The sequence below is a fragment of the Pirellulales bacterium genome (assembly GCA_035939775.1).
GTDB lineage: Bacteria > Planctomycetota > Planctomycetia > Pirellulales > DATAWG01 > DASZFO01.
Window position 1 is genome coordinate 16,591 of record DASZFO010000312.1, and the last position, 19,835, is coordinate 36,425.

General features: G+C 61.3%; 15 protein-coding genes. 2 read left to right on the forward strand and 13 right to left on the reverse strand.

The window, feature by feature from the left end; all coding sequences use genetic code 11:
• Positions 1-97 precede the first annotated feature (97 nt).
• The 12 genes from VGY55_19535 to nadC all read right to left on the reverse strand — a co-directional run bounded on the left by VGY55_19535 (position 98) and on the right by nadC (position 13,224).
• Positions 98-1,177: a tetratricopeptide repeat protein gene (locus tag VGY55_19535; GenBank protein HEV2972175.1), complete on the reverse strand. Its 1,080-nt coding sequence runs from the start codon at positions 1,175-1,177 to the stop codon at positions 98-100.
• A complete protein-coding gene (locus VGY55_19540) occupies positions 1,174-3,432 on the reverse strand; it encodes a hypothetical protein (protein ID HEV2972176.1) in 2,259 nt (752 codons plus the stop codon). Before VGY55_19540 ends, VGY55_19535 begins: the two co-directional genes overlap by 4 nt.
• A gap of 28 nt (positions 3,433-3,460) precedes the next feature.
• Complete coding sequence (locus tag VGY55_19545; GenBank protein HEV2972177.1) at positions 3,461-4,168, reverse strand: hypothetical protein; 708 nt, start codon at positions 4,166-4,168, stop codon at positions 3,461-3,463.
• A gap of 80 nt (positions 4,169-4,248) precedes the next feature.
• On the reverse strand, positions 4,249-4,803 hold the full coding sequence (gene pilO / locus VGY55_19550; protein ID HEV2972178.1) for a type 4a pilus biogenesis protein PilO: 555 nt from the start codon (positions 4,801-4,803) through the stop codon (positions 4,249-4,251).
• Positions 4,804-4,843: 40 nt separating this feature from the next.
• Complete coding sequence (locus tag VGY55_19555; GenBank protein HEV2972179.1) at positions 4,844-5,617, reverse strand: PilN domain-containing protein; 774 nt, start codon at positions 5,615-5,617, stop codon at positions 4,844-4,846.
• A gap of 20 nt (positions 5,618-5,637) precedes the next feature.
• Positions 5,638-6,699, reverse strand: a complete 1,062-nt coding sequence (gene pilM, locus VGY55_19560; protein HEV2972180.1) for a pilus assembly protein PilM — start codon at positions 6,697-6,699, stop codon at positions 5,638-5,640.
• 78 nt (positions 6,700-6,777) lie between these two features.
• Positions 6,778-8,799, reverse strand: coding sequence for a prepilin-type N-terminal cleavage/methylation domain-containing protein (locus VGY55_19565; GenBank protein ID HEV2972181.1), 2,022 nt, complete (start codon positions 8,797-8,799; stop codon positions 6,778-6,780).
• A gap of 5 nt (positions 8,800-8,804) precedes the next feature.
• A complete protein-coding gene (locus VGY55_19570; protein ID HEV2972182.1) occupies positions 8,805-9,056 on the reverse strand; it encodes a hypothetical protein in 252 nt (83 codons plus the stop codon).
• A 22-nt stretch (positions 9,057-9,078) separates the two neighbouring features.
• A complete protein-coding gene (locus VGY55_19575; GenBank protein ID HEV2972183.1) occupies positions 9,079-10,527 on the reverse strand; it encodes a hypothetical protein in 1,449 nt (482 codons plus the stop codon).
• Positions 10,528-10,685: 158 nt separating this feature from the next.
• Complete coding sequence (locus VGY55_19580) at positions 10,686-11,480, reverse strand: prepilin-type N-terminal cleavage/methylation domain-containing protein (GenBank protein ID HEV2972184.1); 795 nt, start codon at positions 11,478-11,480, stop codon at positions 10,686-10,688.
• Positions 11,464-12,102: a type II secretion system protein gene (locus tag VGY55_19585; GenBank protein ID HEV2972185.1), complete on the reverse strand. Its 639-nt coding sequence runs from the start codon at positions 12,100-12,102 to the stop codon at positions 11,464-11,466. The genes VGY55_19580 and VGY55_19585 overlap by 17 nt, the downstream gene beginning before the upstream one ends.
• 198 nt (positions 12,103-12,300) lie before the next feature.
• Positions 12,301-13,224: a carboxylating nicotinate-nucleotide diphosphorylase gene (gene nadC / locus VGY55_19590; protein ID HEV2972186.1), complete on the reverse strand. Its 924-nt coding sequence runs from the start codon at positions 13,222-13,224 to the stop codon at positions 12,301-12,303.
• Positions 13,225-13,368: 144 nt separating this feature from the next.
• Here nadC and VGY55_19595 point away from each other — a divergent pair, with 144 nt between their 5' ends.
• Together VGY55_19595 and uvrB are read left to right on the forward strand one after the other, a co-directional pair.
• Positions 13,369-13,716: a helix-hairpin-helix domain-containing protein gene (locus VGY55_19595; protein HEV2972187.1), complete on the forward strand. Its 348-nt coding sequence runs from the start codon at positions 13,369-13,371 to the stop codon at positions 13,714-13,716.
• Between the two features lie 55 nt (positions 13,717-13,771).
• Positions 13,772-15,844: an excinuclease ABC subunit UvrB gene (gene uvrB, locus VGY55_19600; protein ID HEV2972188.1), complete on the forward strand. Its 2,073-nt coding sequence runs from the start codon at positions 13,772-13,774 to the stop codon at positions 15,842-15,844.
• 1 nt (position 15,845) lies between these two features.
• Here the strand turns inward: uvrB and VGY55_19605 are convergent, their stop codons facing one another.
• The gene (locus tag VGY55_19605; GenBank protein ID HEV2972189.1) at positions 15,846-19,427 is read right to left on the reverse strand and encodes a hypothetical protein; all 3,582 of its coding nucleotides are present in this window, start codon (positions 19,425-19,427) and stop codon (positions 15,846-15,848) included.
• Positions 19,428-19,835: the final 408 nt, after the last annotated feature.

Here is a 19,835-nt window from a genome sequence, read left to right on the forward strand (position 1 = left end):
CTCGCCAACGAGCGCGAAGCTCCCGCCGAGTCGACTGCCCTGGCCGACCCCGCAGCACGAGCTGTGGGCGCGAGTCTCTATCGGCGCTCGGTGCGCGTCAATCGGGCCGGTTACCGTAGCGCGGGTCGAGCCGGGCCGCCTCGTCAAAATGTCGACGAGCGGCGTCCGCTTCGCCCAGCCGGGCTAGGGTCGAGCCCATTAAAAAGTAGGCCAGGGCATTGGACTTGTCCAACACGAGGGCCCGGCCCAAAGAAACCCGCGCCGCAGTAAAATCTCCATGCCGGTACTGCGCCATTCCCAGCACGCGGTAGAGCGCTGACGAATCGGGGAAGTTTCGAAGCGCGGCGGTCGCGATCTCGATGGCCGCTTCCGGTCGATCCTCGCGCAACGCATAGACCGTCGCGTCCAGCGGAATCTGCGAGTCATCCGGATGAGCATTGGCCGACTGATAAAATGCGGCCAGCCGGTTGCGAACCGCCGAGTCGGAATCGGCGGATTCACCGTCCCCTCCCGCACAGTCCGACTTCCCGTCAGAAACGGCGCGGTCAAGGCGATCGGGAGTGTTGATGCTTCCAACGTGACCGTCAGGGGGCGGCAGCGTGGCCTTGAGTGCCGCCTGATAGCTCGCCTGATAGGCTTCTTCCCGAGGGGCTAATTGCGCTGCCTTCTCGTAATGGGGCAAGGCGTCGGCCATTCCTCCCAATGCGTCGAGCGCCAGGGCCGCTTCGTAATGGGCTTGCGCGTCGTTGGCGTGCGCGACTAAGACATGCCGAGCCCGATCGAGCGCCTGCTTTGGCTTGTCGTCGAATAGGTCTAATTGAGCCGCCAGTAACTGGGCCTCGCGATGGTCGGGATTCCGGGCCAGGAGCGACGTGAGCGCCTCGCGGCAGCCGGTTGCATCTCCTTGTTGCCAGCGGCTCAATCCGGCCTGATATTGGGCTCGATCCCGTTGTTGGTCGAATTCGGCGGCGACCATCTTTCGGCGCTGCTCGCGCTGCTCGGCCACGCTTGGCGAAGCCGGTTTAGCAGACGATGTTTCACTGGCCGGCTTGTTTGCGGGGTCGTTCGGCGAGGTCTTGCTCGCATCGACCGTCGCGCAACCGGCGATCGCCGTCAGAAAAGCTGACAGAATCAGGCTGCGGCTATGAGCGATGCGAGAACAGAGACGACGGCTCATGGGGACTCGAAGTAATGCGGCCGTTCGATGCTCGTGCTGCTGCCGGGAACACCCGGATCCATTGGATGCTGCGGCAGCAGTGGCGAGATGAGTTGCTCGGCAGCGGGATGCTGCAGATCGTTCAGAATCCAAGGCGGAGTGGTTTGGCCGTCGAGCGCTCGCGCATCGCCGACAGGGACGGGAAACTTAACCGCCGTGTGCTCGTCGAAATGATTGCCGGTCAGGATGTCGCTGCGCAGCTCGATGGCGGCTCGACTTAGCGGATCGTAATGGATCGACAAATCGATGAACCGCAGTGCAGTCGCCTGATCGCCGGCCGCCCAGGCTTGCTGGGCCAGTCGGTAGTGTTGCCGCCCGAGGTATCGTTTGCCGATCGGGCTCATCTGATCGGCATAAATGGCCTGGCGGCGATGGAAGTCGGCGGCGCCCTTGGACCCTTCGGCACAGGCCTCGGCGTCGTAGATGATGTGCGGCGTGATCAGCACGAGAATCTCGCTCTTCTGCGTATGATCGGTTTTTTGGCGAAACAGGAATCCGACTCCCGGCAGGCTTCCCAATAGCGGAATCTGGGTGACGTTGCTCGCCAAGTCTTCGCGCATCAGCCCTCCGATGATGACTGTCGCTCCGTCGCGGACCATAACGTTGGTCGTCACCTGAGTGACGTCCTTTTCCGGCAACGTGAAACCGCTTTCGATCTTCACCTGGCCGGTGGAGAGTTCGGGATGAACCTCCATCCGGATCAAGCCGTCGGAGGAGATGAACGGGCGGAGGCGGAGCTGCGCGCCGACTTCCAGGAAATTGACATTCTGCGCCGTGCTCGTCTCCGTCACCGTGCTGCTGATATAGCCCAACTGGGAGCCAATCAGAATCTCGGCCTTGTGCTTGTTGACGCAGGTGAGTCGCGGCGTGGCGATGACGTTCGTGTCGCCGACGGTTTCGAGCGCTTGCAGAAACAGGCTCAGGCTCGAATCCAGAAAGGCGAAGTTCAAGCCGCCGTTGCTCACGTCGACGTTCGCCAGGCTCGACGGCGGATTGCCGCTGGTGAGCTTGATATGGGCGTTGTCGCGCAGCGCCTGGAAATTGATGCCGAAGGAGTTCTGGTCGTCCAGCTTGACGCTCAGAATCATCGCTTCGATGGCGACTTGCATCGGGCGCTTGTCGACCTCCGCGACGACCTGGTCTACTTGCGCCAGCACCGATTCATAATCGCGCACGAGCACCGATTCGCCGCCGGCAAACGTGTCGCCGCCGGCCTTCGTGTTATCGACCGCGATGCCCGTTTCCGCCGGAGGCGTCTTGCTGATCGTGCCGATGTCTCGCGTCAAGAGGGGCGTGATGAGCGCTTCCAAGTCGGTCGCGCGGACGTAGTTGGTTTGGTATACCCGCGTGCCGATTTTATCGAGCGACTGTTCGAGGTCCTGAAAATCCTTGGCCGTGCCGACGTAGATCATGGTGCCGTGCCGGCGCGTGACGTAGCCAGTCGATTTGAGGATCGCGGCCAATGCCGTTTGAATATCGACGTCGTGCAACGAGGCGGAGACTTTTCCCTTGACGGTGTTGCTCGGCAGGATGTTGAGATTGCCTTCGCGACTGATGAGTTCCAGGACGTCGCGGATATCGGCGTCCTGAAAATCGAGCGAAAGATGGTCGTCCCCTTCGCCGGATTTCGTGATTCTCGGTTTGGCCTTTGCGGACGGACCAGCCGGCGACAGGGGTCGCGCCCCCGGGCCGTTTTGGAGTGCCGGTGCATCCTGGTTTCGACCGCTTGCCGCTGGTTTTTCGACGGGCTCGGCGTTTGGCGAGTCCTTGCTGTTCTGCTCGAGCAGATCGCGCAGCTCGTCAAGACCTTCGCGCACCTTTTGCCGCGCCTCCGGGCTTCCTGGCGCCGGAACCTGTTGCTCGATCGCAGGCGATGGTTCTTCCGTCATGGCCAGCGATGGACCGTCTGCATTGGTGGCCGACGCCGATTCGGGCGGTTGAAGATCGGACCGATCGGCAGGCTGCAACGAATGCACCTCGACAAGCGGCGCCGGCTGGGCGACGAGATAGCGGCCGTTAGGAGCCGGTTCGCCCGCGAAAACCTCGTCGCGCGCTCCGGCTGGAAGCGGCACGGCGGTTTCGCCGGTCGCGCCGGCAGCCGTGTGCGATTTCGGGGCGCCACCCGGCGCCGGATCTGAAAGCGCGACGCAGATCGCCGCGCCGACTCCGGCGGCAGCAAAAATCCCTAACAGGAGCAACCGCGGAAATCTACTCATGTGTCTTCCGTGACAACCTTCCTCATTGCTAATTCCCGCCGCGTCGCGATTTGTCGTCGTTTAGTCGCACGTCTCTGCTCGGTTTCCGATCGCCATTCGAGGCCAGTTCGTCGCCCGGCAGAGCCAGTCGGTATTGCTTCCCTTTGCGCTCCAAAACGATCTCGCGAGGTCGAATCTCAACAAGTCGAAAGCTCCCAGCGCCATGCAAAGCGGGGATAAGATCTCCTTCCTCGAAGACCTCTTTTCCGATTAGGGCCATCCTCTTTCCCAGTCCGACGATCGTGCTTATCAACACGATGCCGGCGTCGGCTGGGCTCAATTCGGCATCTCCGGGTGTGGCCCGCGGCGGGTTGGCTCGGATCAACTCGTTCCTCGATGAAGCGAACGGGTCTCGTCCAATCCCCAATTCGGTGGCCGGGGCCATTCGAGGATCCTGCTCCATCCAGGTAACTAACTGTCGCCATGGTCGCGTGGGGTTTTGGCCATTGCCGATCGACACTGTCGTGCCGGCCGTGACCGCGGGCTGGTTGCCCGATGCTGGCGCGGCTGACGATTTAATTGCGGCCGTCGCCGGGGCCTTGGCAGTTTTCGGATTCAGTTCCGGTTTGCCAAACCATTTTGCCGCCAGCGGCGCCCAAAACCACAACGCGACGACCGACCCTATGGCCAGAACGATGGCCTTTTTCGGGTTCGTCGCGACCTCGCGACGCACCTTGTATACAAAGCGGGAACTCACGGAATCGCGCCTTTCCGGTCGAAGCAGGCAATGCATTGCCCAATCCGGCCCCTCTAATATCGGCCCAACACCGGTCTTACCTAATCGGAATTCTCCGATTTACCAGCAAAAACCACCAATCTCATTTCACATTTCATCTTTTGCCCAGTTTCGCGCAACGCCTCGAAACGCACATCGTCAAGCCACATCCGCTCGGGCAATCCTTCCAATCCAGCTAGCAACCGACAGATTTCGACGAAACTCCCCTTCGCGGCGAACACGACCGGAACGACGCGCAATGTATCGAGTTCCACTTCGGGTTGTGGCTCGATCCGCGTCGTCCCAGCGCCGGCGACGTCGGCCTGTTTCGTGATTCGACCGAGAAGCGCCGAGAACGTACCATGCGTCGGCAGGCGCTGTCGCGAGCTGGTCGTATACTCCCTGGTGCGTTCGAGTTCTGACTGATTTTGAGCGAGGGCGATTGTGAGCGACGTGGCATGCGTGATGTAGCTTTCATCGTTGCGAATCTCGTCGCGCAGCGACTTGATCGCTCGAGCGGTCGGAAAGAACGAAACCAGCAAATATAGAACTGTGGCAGCGGCGAGTGAAATGGTCACCGTCCAACTGCCGTATCGTGGTTGAGATTTCTTTCGCATAGATCAGAGAGAAAAGATCGGAAAAAGGAGATAAGTCCAACTAAGTCGGCGAATGAAGGGGCGCCGAATTCGCCGGCAGCGTTGCCGTCGACTTAATTGGACTTATCCCCTTTTTCGACACCGGTTCCGGACCGCCGGGTTGACCGTAGCCGGGGCGCACGCCGAGCTGCGCCGAGAATCGCCAAGTTCTTTGTCGCTCTTCTTGATTCGCTTCCAGCGAAGTCAGCTCGACTTTTGCGAACAGCTTCGCTTCGCCGAGCGTTACGAGATAGCGCTGCAACGCCGCGGTGTCGCTCGTGATGCCGGACAGCACGAGAATCGTTTCGCGCGAGATGGTTTCGTCGCGGAGCTGCCGCAGATCGCGCTCGGCCGGTTCGAGCTTCTTGGCTTCCGCGTCGTCCTGCTTCTTGCCTCCCAAGCGCGCCGCGGGCGAATCGCTCGTGGAATTCGAACGGCGCAAAATGTGGATTTCACGGAGCGTCACGCAATCGGGCAGGCGAGAAAGGGCGGCAGTCAGTAGCTGGGTCCGGGGCCATGGATGCCGCAGATAAGTGAATAGCTCGGCTTGTTTGGTCGCGGATTTCAATTCCGACTGCATCGCCGCCATCTTGAGTGAAAGCGCCTCGGCTTGCTCATATTCGGGTTTCAATTCGTCGAGTTGCCGGGCCGTTTGCCGATACAGAACCTGCTGATAAAGGAAGCTGCAAACGAGCGCCGCGGCGAATCCGCCGCCGATCAGAAGCCGCCAGACGTTCGCCTTGCGATGGACCGTCTGCTCGCGATAGGAATTCGGAAGGAAGTCGATGTCTGGCATGGCTCGCGCTTTTTCTCCTCTTAGTCCTCGGCGATGTCGCGCAGCGCCAGCCCGGTGGCGACGTCCCATTGGCCTTTGCGGCCGGTTTGGAGCGCGATCTCATAGCTTCGCAGCGGATCGCCAAGTTCGCACTTCAAGTCCATGCGAGCGGAGATCAGGTCCACCAGAGTCGGCGTCGCTTCTCCGCCGCTGATCACGATCCGCGATAGAGGCTGTCCTCGGAATGTGACGCTGTGGTAGCGGGCGCAGAGCGACAATTCGCTGGACAGCCGTTCGACGACGGGGCGAGTGGCTTCGGCGACGCTGCGCGCGATCTCCGGGTCTTGCTGATCCACGCGCCGATCGCCGTTGTGGCGCCGTAGCGCGGCAGCCTCGGAGAGCGGCATGTCCAGATGCCGCGAGACTGCCTCATCCAAATGACGTCCGCCGACATCGACATACTTGATGAACAGCACGTCGGTGCCTTTTGCGATCACTACGACCGTGTTTGCCGCGCCCAGGTGCGCCAACAGCACGCGTTGCTGTTGATCCTCGTCGCGTCGATATTGTTTCGCATAGCAACGAAGCAAGGCCGCCGGCTCGACATCGACGGCTGCCACGCGCAGTCCGGCCTCTTCGACGGCCGCGAGCGCATCGCCCAGCCTCGCGCGGTGACAGGCGAGCAGGATCACCTCGCGCTTGCTCACCTCTCCCTGGCGAACGTCGGCGGCCTCGATAAAACGCACCTCCGCATCGTCGATGGCAAACGGCACGCGCCCAGCCGCCTCGTGGCGGACGATCTTTTCCATTTCATCGGCGGGCACTTTCGCCACCCGCACGTTTTGCACGAACAATTCCGGCGCCCCGAGACCGATGACCACGTCACGGCCGCGAAAATGTCTCCCTTCGCGAGCCTGTCGAATCGCCGCGACGACCTGCCGCCAGCGGACCGCCGGCGTCACCTCTTCAGCCGCCGGCAAATCCCAGCGCACGGCATCCACCACGCGGCTCCGATCCGTACTGAACTGGATCAACTTCACGCAATGGCTGCCGATATCGAGACCGATCGGCCCAGGGCGGCGTGATTTCAGGCGGCGGATCATGCCAACGAATCCGTGGTTCCGCGTGTTCGGAGAGAATTGCATAACAAGTGCCGTCGCGGGCGGATTCATGACGAACTCTCACAATCCGATGGAGTGCAAGACACTGGTTATGACCTTGCCGAGTCCATTGCTGCCGGATTTTGAGTTCGTGCTTCCGGTACTGGTGCTGGTGCTCGAAGTGCCGCCTACCGGCGCAGTGGCGGTGCCAGTCGAGGTGCTGTTGACGGTGGCCTGAGTGGTCGCGGTCGTTCCGGAGGTTGTACCGGAGCTACCAGTGCTCGAAGTCCCACTAACCGGCGCGGTTGCGGTTTCAGTCGAGGTGCTGTTGACAGTGGTCTTAGTGGGCCCGGTCGTTCCGGAGGTTGTACTGGGGCTACCAGTGCTCGAAGTCCCACTAACCGGCGCGGTTGCGGTTTCAGTCGAGGTGCTGTTGGCAGTGGGTTGAGTGGTCGCCGTGGTTCCCGAGCTTATGCTCGTCGTGCCAGCGCTCGAGGTCCCGCTAACCGGCGCGGTGGCGGTTCCAGTCGAGGTGCTGTTGACTGCGGTTTGAGTGGTCGCCGTGGTTCCCGAGTTCGTGCTAGTGCTGCCGGTACTCAAAGTCCCGCTGACTGTCGCGGCAGCCGTTCCGGTCAAGTCGGCGCTGGCACTGACTTGAGCGGTCAGCGCGGTCCCGGAGGTTGTGGTGGTGTTGCCACTGCTCGAAGTCCCACTGACCGGCGCGGTGGCGATTGCCGTCGTTCCGGAGCCGGTGCTGATGCTGCCAGTGCTCGAAGTCTCGCTGACCGGCACGGTGGCGGTTCCAGTCGAGGCGGTGTTGGTGGCAGTGGCTTGGGTGGTGGTCGGCGTGGTTCCGGAGCTGGTGCTGATGCTGCCGGTGCTCGAAGTCCCGCTCGTTTGCGAATTGACCGTTGCGGACAGGCCCACGCCGGCCGTGATTTGATTGGCTTGCGCGTTGGCCGCGGCGCCGTTAGCGCTGCCGCCGCTTCCGTTTGATGTTCCGCTGGTACTCGACGTCGAGTTTCCTGACAATCCCACGTCGGCGGAGATTTGAGCGGTTAGCCCGCCGCTTGAGTTCCCATTTGAACCGCCGCTCGTTGAATTCCCATCGACCTTCGCATCGGCGGAGACCGTCAAGCCGATTTCGAGGCCATCTTCAGCCGATGCCGTACTTCCCGAGCTTCCGTTGGCGATGCCGTTGCTCGAAGTTCCATCGACCGGCGCAATGGCGGCTCCCAACAAATCGGCACTGGTGCTGGTTTGAGCGGCCACTTTGTTCCCGGCACTTTGGCTGCCATCATCGTTGCTCGAAGTGCCACTGACGAGTGCCTTGACCGTTCCGGACAAGGCTTCGCCGATGTTGGTTTGCGCGGTAATCGTGCTAGTCGAGTTGCCGCCGAGCGACGAACCGATGTCGCTGGGCGAAGAGCCGCCGACCAGCGCCGATCCGAGACTCGAGTTGACGCCCGTGCTCGAAACGCTGTTCGTGCTAGTCGTCGCGGCACTTCCAGTCGACGTGGGCGCCGACGCGATCGGCGGCGCGGCGCCTTGAAAACTGCCGATACTCGCGATACCCGTGACCGGATTGACAGAGATGGAGATATACCGCTCCGCGTTTCCTTCGGCAGCCGCCAACCAGATCACGGCCGGCTGCGTTTGGGTTGTCGCCCCGACCGGCCCGAATTCGACCGACGTGGTTTCGACCGGCTGAGGCGCGAGCGTCTGCACGTCGTAAAGTGCGACCGGTATTCCGATGTGCGGCAGATTCGCCAGCCGGACCACGTATTGGCTGGCCGAATCCTGCGACGATTGAAATGGCGAAGGAGGCAGCGTCGTCAGCGATGCGTTGTTGCCGCTGTACGATAGCGTGTACCGATTGTTTTGCGGATCGAACTGGAATTGATAGCGGTCGTTGTTCACCATCGCCAGACTGCGGCCGTACGCCAGATCGGCGGCCACGATTTGCGCGGCCGAAGTCAATTGGTCGTGCACGCTGGGTGTGGCATTGGGCATCAAGGCCAGCGCCAAGATGCTCATCAGCACCACCACGATCAGGACTTCGACGAGTGTGAAACCGGTGGAAGATCGTGGTCGGTGCGGCATGGCGTCTATTGCTTCTTGTCCAGCGAGATCAGCACCTTGAGGTTGCCCGAACGCAATAGCGCGTTCTGGTCCTTCAATTCGGCGACGATCTCTTTGAGTTGGGCGATCATCTCGGCCCGCTGTTCGACCGAATTGGCGAACGGCTGCGAATCCTCGGGAGGCGCGGCGGTGGTGGGCCGATAGAAACCTAGCATACAAAGTCCCAGGACGTTGATCGCGACGAGGATTCCGAACCGGACTCTTGTGACGGTTTTCATGGTTACGACTCCCGAAATCGTGTCAGATATTGTCGGTCCACGAGAGCAATTCCCAGCGCAGGCCGCCGTCCCCGCTGGCTGGGACGTAGACCGGCCCCGAAAGGTCCTGCCATTGGTTGAGCAGTAAAGTCGGGTCTGGCTTTACGGTCAAGAGCGGATTTGAATTCAGGCCGAACGCCGACAGATACGTTGGGAAGTAGAGGACGCGGGTCGGTAGCAATAGCTGAGCTTGGAACGCCGTATATAGGGTGTTCCACATACTCGCGCTCAGTTGCCATTCACTTCGGCCGTGGATCGCGATATCGCCGCCGGCAATCAGATGGCCGCTCAGCGCGACGCCATTCGACTGAGAGCCTGAATCGATTGTTGCCGCGCCCCCGGCGATGATGATTCCCGCAATGCTGGCGCCGACGCCCGACGCGCAATGAAAATTGCCATTGGCGACAATCGCCGGCAGCCGGACGGGCGCCGAACTTCCGGCCAGCGCCGGCAAATTGAACGGAACGAAGTTGATGCCGGCGCCGCCAATGTTCACGGCGCCGCCGCTGATCAGCGTGCCGCTGATCGTAACGTTGTTGCCGATCGTCACGTCGGAACCGCTGAAGAAGATTCCGAGCGGATTGGTCACCGGATCGGGGGCGAAATTCGCGCCGGAAATCGTCGAAGAGACTTGTCCGACGTTGTAAACCGGCCCCCCCGGATAAATCTGATATGTGGTCAATTGGTTCGGCAGCGGAATTGGAGCACTCGAAGCAATTTGAATGTCGGTCGTCGTCACTCCCAATTGAGACGTCAGCAGAGCCAGCGTTGCAGCGTCGGTGGCGCTCGTGGGCAAGGAGATGTTGCCGACCAGCGGCCGATTGTCCGGCAGTTGCGCCAACCGCATGGCGTTGAGATCGCCCAAATAGCGCTGCTCCGCCGAGGCGCTCCAGAGGTAATCCTGGCCGAGCTGCACGCCCCCCTGCGCCAGAAGCGGTCCTTGCATTTGGCAGGGCGGATTCACGATGAGCTTCCCGCTCCCATTTTGATAGACCACGTATTGCAACATCGTATTCCAGTTGGCCGGCTGCGGGCCGAGCTGTTTGGCGACGAGGTGCATCACGGCGCGCACGCGATAGCTCGCCTGCTGGCCGGATTGCAGCGCATTGGCCGAGTAACCGGTCGAGACGAGCGTCACGCGGTAGGGTTGATTGGGATCATTGGCCGCGAGCGTCGGATCGCCGGCCGTGAAGTTCACCGAGTAGCTGTCCTGATTGCTCAACGGGCCGGCCATCGTAGTATTGACCCCACTCCAGCCGGTCACGCTCATCTTTTGCATCGCGACTAGCAATCCCGTAACGGCTGCCTGGCGGGCTTGAGTGCGCTGATTGGTGTTAGCCTGAATCTGAATCACGGTGGCCTGCGAACGCAGCAGCGAATAAGCAGTGGCCAACGCAATCGCAATCACGGCCATCACGACGACGATCGCCATCCCACGGCGATCTCGTTCGCGCCGCCCGCGCAAGGGGGTGCCACTGCTGGCTTGCCAGCAGTGAAGCTCTGATCTCGGCATGCCTCCGACACTGCTGGACAAGCCAGCAGTGGCACCGAGCGAAGCGCTTGTCGAGCCCGATGTTTGGCCAATGCTCATCATGGTATCCCGTAACAGAAAACGGCCGAGCCGAGAAACGGAATCGCCGTTTCGCCGGCCGAATTGCCGATCACCCAGCTCGCGCCCGGCATCAATTGAATTTCGCCGCGGAGCCAAACTTGCCGCATCCCCTTGCTGGAACCATAGATGCCGACCGGCCAGGGGAGATTATTCCACGTGACCGTGCCCGCCGTGTATCTCGACCAATCAGCGGCCGACGGAGTCAATGTGACGACGAATCGCGCCGCCGCCCGCTGCCCAACGCTGCCGCTCGGCATGAGCGCGACGCGGACAAGATCGGTGAGCACGACTTTATTGGTCGCCGTGCTCGTCTTCAGACCGTCGATCAAACTCTTGAGGGCCACGGGATCGGTCGCCGGTAACTGACGGGTGTCGCCGGGGGCCGTCATTTGAACGAAGTTATTCAACGCCGCCGAATCGGGGCAGAAGACGGTCAACTCCTGCACAAGCGGCGGGCCGGCCGGATTGGCCGGGGCGCCGTTCGGATGCCAAATGACGACCGTGTCGGGAAATGTCGAGCTTCCATCCGTATCCGGGACGACCCATACGCCGGGGTAAATGAGCGTGCCATAGGCCTCGTTCACAGCTCGATCGATGCGGTCGAAACTGGTTCGAGCATGCTCCGTTGCCGTGCCATAACCTTGGCCGTATTCGTTGGCCAGTTGCACGGAATGCGCCGCCGCGGCTAGCGCTCCCATGACGATCGCCATGATGATCGTGGCGAATGTCAGCTCGATGAGCGTCAAACCGGCGCGTTTAGGAATTTGGGACATACGCAAATACCCGGCGCAACGTCAAAACCGGCCGCAAGGCGCCCGATTGATCTTGGATCGAAATATGGACCTCCACCGCCCGATAATTGCTCGTTTGGCCGGCGGTTAACCGGTTCGATAGATTCGCCGAATCGACGTAGTAGACCTCGACGCTCTGTTGCCAATTGGCGAAATACGCGGCAGCTTGCAAGCTCGGATCCCGCTGGCCTCCCGCGCCGTCGTCGGTGCCAAGTTGAATCCCCCACGGGTCAAGGGCCGGCATTGAGGAGAGGCCGTTATAGGCCGCTAAATTCGTAAACTCGCTTCGTCCCGGCCCGGCCGATTCGCCCGTTGTCGGCGCGAGCGGCGAATCGTACGGATTTGTGGCAACCTTGGCGTATCGCTTGCCCGCCATCTCGTCCATCAACTGCTGCGCCAGACCCAAGGCGACGGTCTGCTCCAGCGCGCTGGTCGTCGATTGCAGCGACGCGCTGACGCCGAGCAGGATCGCGGCGCCGGCCATCGCGGTGATCGAGACCGCGACCATCGACTCGACGAACGTAAAGCCGTCCCGGCGGCCGCTAGAGGCCAGTGGCCAGGGGCCAGAGGCCAGGACTGGGGCAGAAGGAACGTGAGGCGTCATCGGCGCGCTGCTTCCGAGGGCTTCGGGCGACTCGAAAACCTACGTCACTCAGCGCGACTGTCAAACGCCGTGCAATCGTCACGAAGCGTGGAATCGCGAGGCAGAGCCTCGCAGTCGGTGAGTTCCCAGGCAGAGCCTGAGAACTAGAACGAAGCGCCAGTTGGAGATTTCTTTCGTACTTGGTACTTCGTACTTGGCTTAGAGCCAATCGAGTCCGACGTCGAACCACGCGGCCGAATGTGTCAGCGCGCCGACGCTGATCCGATCGACGCCTGTGCGTGCGATCTGGCCGACCGTTTCCAACTGAATTCCTCCAGAGGCTTCCAGCTCGACGCGCGGCGCGGCTGCATCGCGCAAGCGAACGGCGGCGCGAAGATCGTCGAGCGACATATTATCGAGCAGCACGATATCTGGTTCCTCGGAAAGCAACTCGGTTAGTTGATCGAGCGTATCCACTTCGACTTCCACAATCATCGGCTCGGGTCGATCGGGAAATGCGGTGGCGAGAAACTGCTTCGCGCGGCGCACCGCCTCAGCGGGCGTGAAGCGCTCCCCGCCTCGGGCTTCCGCGCCGAACATCAGGTGGTTGTCTTTGATGAGCACCGCCTCGAACAAACCGAGCCGATGATTGCGGCCACCTCCGCAGCGAACTGCGTACTTTTCCAACCGTCGCCAGCCGGGCATCGTCTTTCGCGTGTCATAGATCCTTGCTTTCGTTCCGGCAACCGCATCGACGTAACGTCGCGTAAGTGAAGCGATGCCGGAGAGACGACCGACAATGTTTAGCACCAGCCGTTCGCAGGTCAATAGATTTCGAGCGGGACCGGCGAGCAGGGCCAGCCGGGCGCCGGCAGAAACCGCGGTTCCATCGGCGCGGTCGTTGGCCAAATCAACCCGCGAGTCGGTTTCCGCCAGCGCCAATCGCGCGGCGGGCAGGCCGGCCACGACGCCCGTCTGCCGGGCGACCATCGCCGCCCGACCCATCGACTCCGAAGGCACGAGCGCCACGGTGGTCCAATCATGTTGCCGTTCGAGGTCTTCTTGAACGGCCCATTGGACGAGCCGCCGGCACTCCGCCTCCGCCGCGGCGTCCCATTCGACTTGTTGGAAATCTCTAGCCATTGTTCGTTTGCCGGTTTGGTATACTATCTGGTGCTGATACCCCAGACTGCCGAAAACATGTCCCAGACGCCCACGAGCGAATCGAATCCGGATCGTCCACCACGCACATTATTGCGGCGGGCGGATCAACTGGGAATCGCCGTCTTGACGCTAATCGCCCTCGTTACCATCAGTGGGTACTGGCTCAATCAGGCGGTACTCTCACATCGGGTGATCGACCTCGATAAAGCCGCGCCGCGCGATCCGATGTTTCGAGTGGACGTGAATTCCGCGGACTGGCCCGAGTTGGCCCAGTTGCCGGAAATCGGCGAAACGCTCGCGCGGCAGATCGTCGCCTGGCGCGAAGCACACGGGCCGTTCAAGGATGTGAGCGATTTGCACCGCATCAAGGGGATTGGCCCCAAGAAATTTGAGGCAATTCGGCCCTTCCTGCGTCCACTCGGACCAACTCCGCCAGCGGCCGATCGCTCGATTGCCGATGAGCGGCGGTGAGTCGCGATTTCGCGCCCGGTAGTCAGGGGCTTGCCCCATTCACTATGCTTGAATGATGGAATTCCAACTCGTCAGTCCGTTCCAGCCCGCCGGGGACCAGCCCGAGGCGATCGCGGCCCTAGCGGCCGGGATTCGCGAGGGCCGCCGCGCGCAGGTCTTGATGGGCGTGACCGGCTCGGGCAAGACGTTCACGATGGCCAACGTGATCCAGCAATTCCAGCGGCCGACGTTGGTGCTGTCGCACAACAAAACGCTCGCCGCCCAGCTCTATAGCGAGTTCAAGGAATTCTTCCCGCACAATGCCGTTCACTATTTCGTCAGTTATTACGACTATTATCAGCCCGAAGCGTACATCCCGCAGCGCGACATCTATATCGAAAAAGACGCCTCGATCAATCAAGAGATCGATCGCCTGCGGCTGGCGGCCACGAGCGCGCTGGTCAGCCGCCGCGATGTGATCATCGTGGCCAGCGTCTCCTGCATCTACGGCTTGGGATCGCCCGAGGACTACCGGGCGATGATGGTCGGGCTGCGCCGCGGGCAGCAGATTGACCGCGACGAAATGCTCCGCAAGCTGGTCGATGTGCAATATGAACGGAACGATATCGATTTTCAGCGCGGCAAATTCCGGGTGCGCGGCGATTGCGTCGAACTCTGGCCCTCTTACGAGGAATACGCGCTGCGGATCGAGTTCTGGGGAGACGAGGTCGAGCAGCTTTCGATCATCAACCCTACGAGCGGCGAGACGATCGAGAAGCAAGAGCAACTGTTTATTTATCCGGCCAAACACTTCGTGCTGCCGGAGGAACGCGTCGCCGCCGCGATCGACTCGATCAAGCAAGAACTCGACGAACGGCTCAATCAACTCCGCGATCAGAACAAGCTGCTCGAAGCCCAACGGCTCAGCGCCCGCACGCGGTTCGACATCGAAATGATGCAGGAAGTGGGCTATTGCCCAGGGATCGAAAACTACAGCCGTCCGCTCAGCGGCCGCCCGCCTGGTTCGTGCCCCGACACGCTGTACAGCTTTTTCCCCGAGGACTTCTTGTTTTTCGTGGACGAATCGCACGTCACCTGTCCGCAGGTCCGCGGGATGTTCAACGGCGACCACAATCGCAAGGTGACGCTCGTCGAGCATGGCTTCCGGCTGCCGAGCGCGCTCGACAATCGACCGCTCAAGTTCGAGGAATGGGAGCAGAAGATCAACCAGGTGGTTTTCGTCTCGGCCACGCCGGGCCCTTATGAACTGGAGCGGACCGGCGGGGAATTCGTCGAACAGGTGATCCGCCCGACCGGGCTGCTCGATCCGGTCATCGAAGTTCGCCCGGCGCGCGGGCAGGTCCCGCATTTGCTCGAGCAGATCAAAGAGCGGGCGGCAGCCGGCGAGCGGGTGCTCGTCACCACGCTGACGAAGCGGCTGGCCGAAGATTTGTCGTTCTACCTCGGCGAGCAGCGGATTCGGTGTAAGTGGCTGCACAGCGATTTGGATGCCTTCGAGCGCGTCGAATTGCTCCGCGATTTGCGTTCCGGGCGATTCGATGCGCTGGTGGGAGTGAATCTCTTGCGCGAGGGTCTCGACCTGCCCGAGGTGTCGCTGGTGGCGATTCTCGATGCCGACAAGGAGGGCTTTCTGAGGAGCGAGACCTCGCTGATGCAAACGATCGGCCGAGCAGCACGGCACATCAATGCCAAGGTCGTCCTTTATGCCGACACGGTGACCGTATCCATGCAGCGGGCGATCGAGGAAACGGGCCGCCGCCGCGCGTTGCAAGAGGAATACAATCAGAAGCATGGCATCACGCCGACCTCCATCCGCAAGAGCATTCGAGCCGGCATCGAAGCGGAAGCGGCGGCCCATGCCCGAGCCAATGCCGCCGTCGGCCGGACCGATGACGCCCAGTACATCACCGAAGAATATCTTTCCGAGCTAGAGGCCGAGATGTATGAAGCTTCGGAGAACCTCGACTTCGAGCGCGCCGCGGCGATTCGCGATCAGATCAGCAAGCTTCGTGATTCGATCGGAAAGACGGTCGGCGAAGTCGATTGGCGCAGCCAGCGCGGCGACGGCAAGGACTCCAAGGGCCGCAAAGGACGTTCCCGCGTCCCGCACCCGAAAAAGCGCGCTTGAGTTAAATGCGGCCGGCAGTTACTCGTTCGGCGTCGAGCGAGGACATGGCCGGACGGGCGGTGGCGATCGATTGGCGAGTTGGCGTCGCTAGAGGCACATCGTCGGGCGAGAGTTGCATGGGATCGGCGCCTAGCGCGCCAAGCAATTCGTCCAAATAGCGAGACGAGCGAACTCGCGACAGCTCGGCGTCGGCCCGCTGCCGCCGCTGCGCCAAGTCGAGCGAACCGGAGACCCGGCTAGAACCATGTTGTGCGATGAATTGGTCCAGATAGTCGATGTGCCGTTTCCACAGAGCGATGTCGCGATCTTGCTTGGTCTTCAGACGTTCGCGATACCAGGCGCTCTGGAGCAGATAGTCGCGGGTGAACATCCGCCGTAACGACGCGTCGTGAATGTCGCCCGCCGAGCCGTCGCCGGCGGCCATGATTTTCAGCAAGGCCTGAAGAGGCGGACAGGCCATTTCAAACGAGCCGTCGTCGAAGTATCGCTTGGCGACGCGCTCGTGGGCTTCCGTGATGTACTTCACTCCGTCGGCAAAGGCGTCGAGGTCTTGCGTTTCGGGCCGCAAGATCGCATCGTCGAACACCTTCGCCGGATTGTCGAACACGCGGCCGAAATACAAGTGCACGAAGCGCTGCGTGATCCGGTATCCCAACCGGCTGACTAGCACTCGTTCCCCGCCGTGGTCGAAATCCGAGAGGGGTTCGAGCAATCCCTCGCGAATCAGTTGCGCTGGATCGCGTTCGGAAGGAGTCAGGCGGCACCAGATTTCCGGGACAAGCAGGCTCAGATCGTGATCGACGCGCACCTGCGAGCCGATATGCCCGGCGGCCGTCGAGAACCCGGCCAGCCCCGTAAGGATCATACTGACCAAGGCGTTGTTGAGATCGATGATCGGCAAGAGCGCGTTGAAGGGGCCTTTGGTCAATGCGCCTTCGCTGCCGGCGGCGGTGGTCGAGGGGCTCTTGCCGGTCAGCGAGCAGATGAAATCCATGAAGAGTTCGGGCAGCTCCTGGTAGTGGATCGGATTATAGACGGCCAGGCTGCGGATGCCGCGGGTTCGGTCCGGCGGATTGTTGCGTCGTCCGAGAAGAACCGCGTTGACCGGCTGCAAGACCGCCTTGTCGGCCGGAATCGCTCGGAACAGCCGAGTCCCCATTTCGGCCACGTAACGGTTGATCGGCCTCACCATGTCGGGCCGGTCTTGCAGATAGCGGGGATTCTGCGACGGCTTTCCATCGACCAACCGCGGCGCTGAAGAGCAGGCCACATAGCCGCTGCCATCGTCAATCACCGATCGCAGCAGCCGTTTCATCGGCTCGGTGAACTTCTCCAAATCGACGACGTATTGGGCCATTTCGTCGACCTGTTCGCAGGAGATCGGTTCGAAATTGGAGATGAAGTTATCCGGCCGGGCCAGATCGGCTTCGGTTTGTCGATCCAATCCGCGATGGACGGCCTCGTCCGGCCGCTGAAACAGCCGATATTCGCAATTCGCGACAAACTTGTAACTCACGGCTTGATAGAGCGGATTGAGATGGGCCAATGCGTGCGCCGGCACCACCACCGAGGCCGAGATGTCATCTTCGGTTTGAATCTTCTCGGCGGCGGCGAAGTCTTGCCGCAGCTTGAAAGTGCGCCAGGCGAGCGAGGCGTCGAGCCCCACGCGGAGATACGTGCCCGCCAGCTTGCGGTCGCGATATTTCAACTCGTTTCCCGGCGAGCCGTTGACGATGTCGACGCTGAAATGGCGGCGCCAATCGTCGCTCCATTCGGGCTTCTGAAACCGTTTGATGATGAACACCAGGGCATAGATGTAGCTGGGGATCGAGTGCAACCAGGCGTTGTATTCCTCGTTGTAATCCGGCGAGGGAGTCAGCAGCTTGATGACGCTCCCCAAGGTGCGATTGGGATCGAGAACTTTGCGGCTAGGCCGTGCGGCGTATGCGGGGCGCTGCGGCAGGTCCGGATGATGGCGGGTGGAATAGTCCTTATCGAATATCTCTTCGACCACTTCCAGGTCGTGCTCCAGGTTGGCGACGAAAATCGGGCCGTACAACATATAGTCGACCAACGACTTGCTGATCTCGCTTTTGCCGCCGCCGCTGACCGTGCAGGGCTTGTGGCAGAAGGTCCCCTCGCCGACGGTCCCGATCAGTCGCCAGGTCGGCGTTTCGGGATGTTTTTCCATGCGCAGTTTATAGCCCGACGGCGTCATATAGACTTTGCCGGGCAGTAGCGGGATGGAATGCTGACGGCCGTCTTTCGTCCAAGTCACCTGCTGCTCGTGCAGGCTGGCCCGCGCTTCTTCCGGAATGTAGATCAGGTCCGGATGGTTGCGGTCGATCCCATATCCTTCGGCGCGGACGCGGATGAACGAGGCGTAGTCGCGGGCGACATCGGCAAATGTCCGGCCGTTGTAGCGGAGGCTGTCCGCTTCGAATTCGTCCCCCAAATTGTAGCTGGGAAAGGCCACCGCCCCGCCGGCATGTTCTTCCTCGACGTTGCCATAGAGGTTGGCCGCGTAGCTGATTTGGGTCTTCACTTCCTTCTTGCAATAGCCGAAATAGTTGTCGGCGATGAGCGTGACGATCACTCCCGCGTCCGTGCGGCAGGTCAACTTGAACGGCACCCCGTCGTTGTAACGCTCGGCCTCATCTTCCCAGCACATGCCATCCCGCTTTTGCCGGTCGGTGGCTTCGGAAACGTGCGGCAAACCGAGTTCCCGTTTTGTCGCGGCCGTCAAATGGGGCGCGAGGATGACGGCGCCGGTGTGGCCCGTCCAATGCTCGACGTCCAATCCCGCGTCGTTCTCCGGCAGAAAAGCATCCCCCGCGTTGCCGAAAATCGACTCGACGAAATCGAGGTTGCTGACGAGGCCGCCCGGCGCGAAAAAACGAATCTCCATTCGCTTTTCGGACACCACTCCCGGAACGACCGGACAAACGATCGGCCGCAGCAGCAAGGAGACGAAAGTGCGTGCCGGCTGGCGCTGGTTCGCGGTGAACGGCAGGATGAGCAAATCGTCCGGCGGATGAAAAGCGTGCTGGAACAACAGGGCAAAGACACATTTGGGGACCGCCTTCTTATCCGCCGGAATCGGAAGTCCCCCTTCGACGACATGAAATGTTCCCACGGTCGTCCGGCGGTCGTTGTGCGGATTGTGCAACACCCCATTCTTGACGCGATAAGATTGCACCAGATCATTGCCGAACGTGTCGCTGTCGATCGGCAACGAGAGTTCGCGAGCGACACCATGCCGATCGAGCATCAGCGCTCGCTCCGGCAATCTGAGTCCGCCGGCTGGGGCCACGTCCGCAAAGTGCTCTCGCAGAAACGCTTCGATCCGACGGTCGGCAGGGCAGCGCGCATCCTCGACCAGTTTCAGCCGCTCGCAATAGCTGGCCAGCAGCTTCTCCGCGTCGGCAGAGATTTCCGACACGTCGCCGAGAGCCGCCGCCGGCAATCCGCTCGCGATCAATTGCAAATTGATGTATTGCCGAAGCCGCTTCTTCCGCTCGGCAAAATCGGCAAGCGCCGCGCCGCTAGCGAAGCCCAATGCGTGCGATAAGTCGTGATTCATGAATCCGAGGATCGATGACTCGGTAGCGATGGCAGGAGTCGAAACTCGTTTAGCAAATGCCGCGCCGCGCTCGTCAAGGGAATGGAATGTTCGCAATGTCGATAGGCGGCCATGCGCATCCCGTCTGAAGCGATTCGAACCCGTTTCATTGGTCTGGGACTACTTGCGAGGCGGCTCGATCGCGATTCGGGCGAATAAAGGGGAACCGTCAATTGCCGTCCGTCCCAAAGGGGGCACGGCGTTTGCGTCTAAAACGCCGGATTGTCAAACACGGCGGAAATGCTGCTCTTTCTGCCCACGATCTCGCCGCGCGGTGCCCAATTGCCGGGCATACGTTGCGATGGTGCCTCAACCGAGCGCGCTGGTGGCTTTACAGATGCGCCTGGCCGTGGTCCAACTACGGATTGC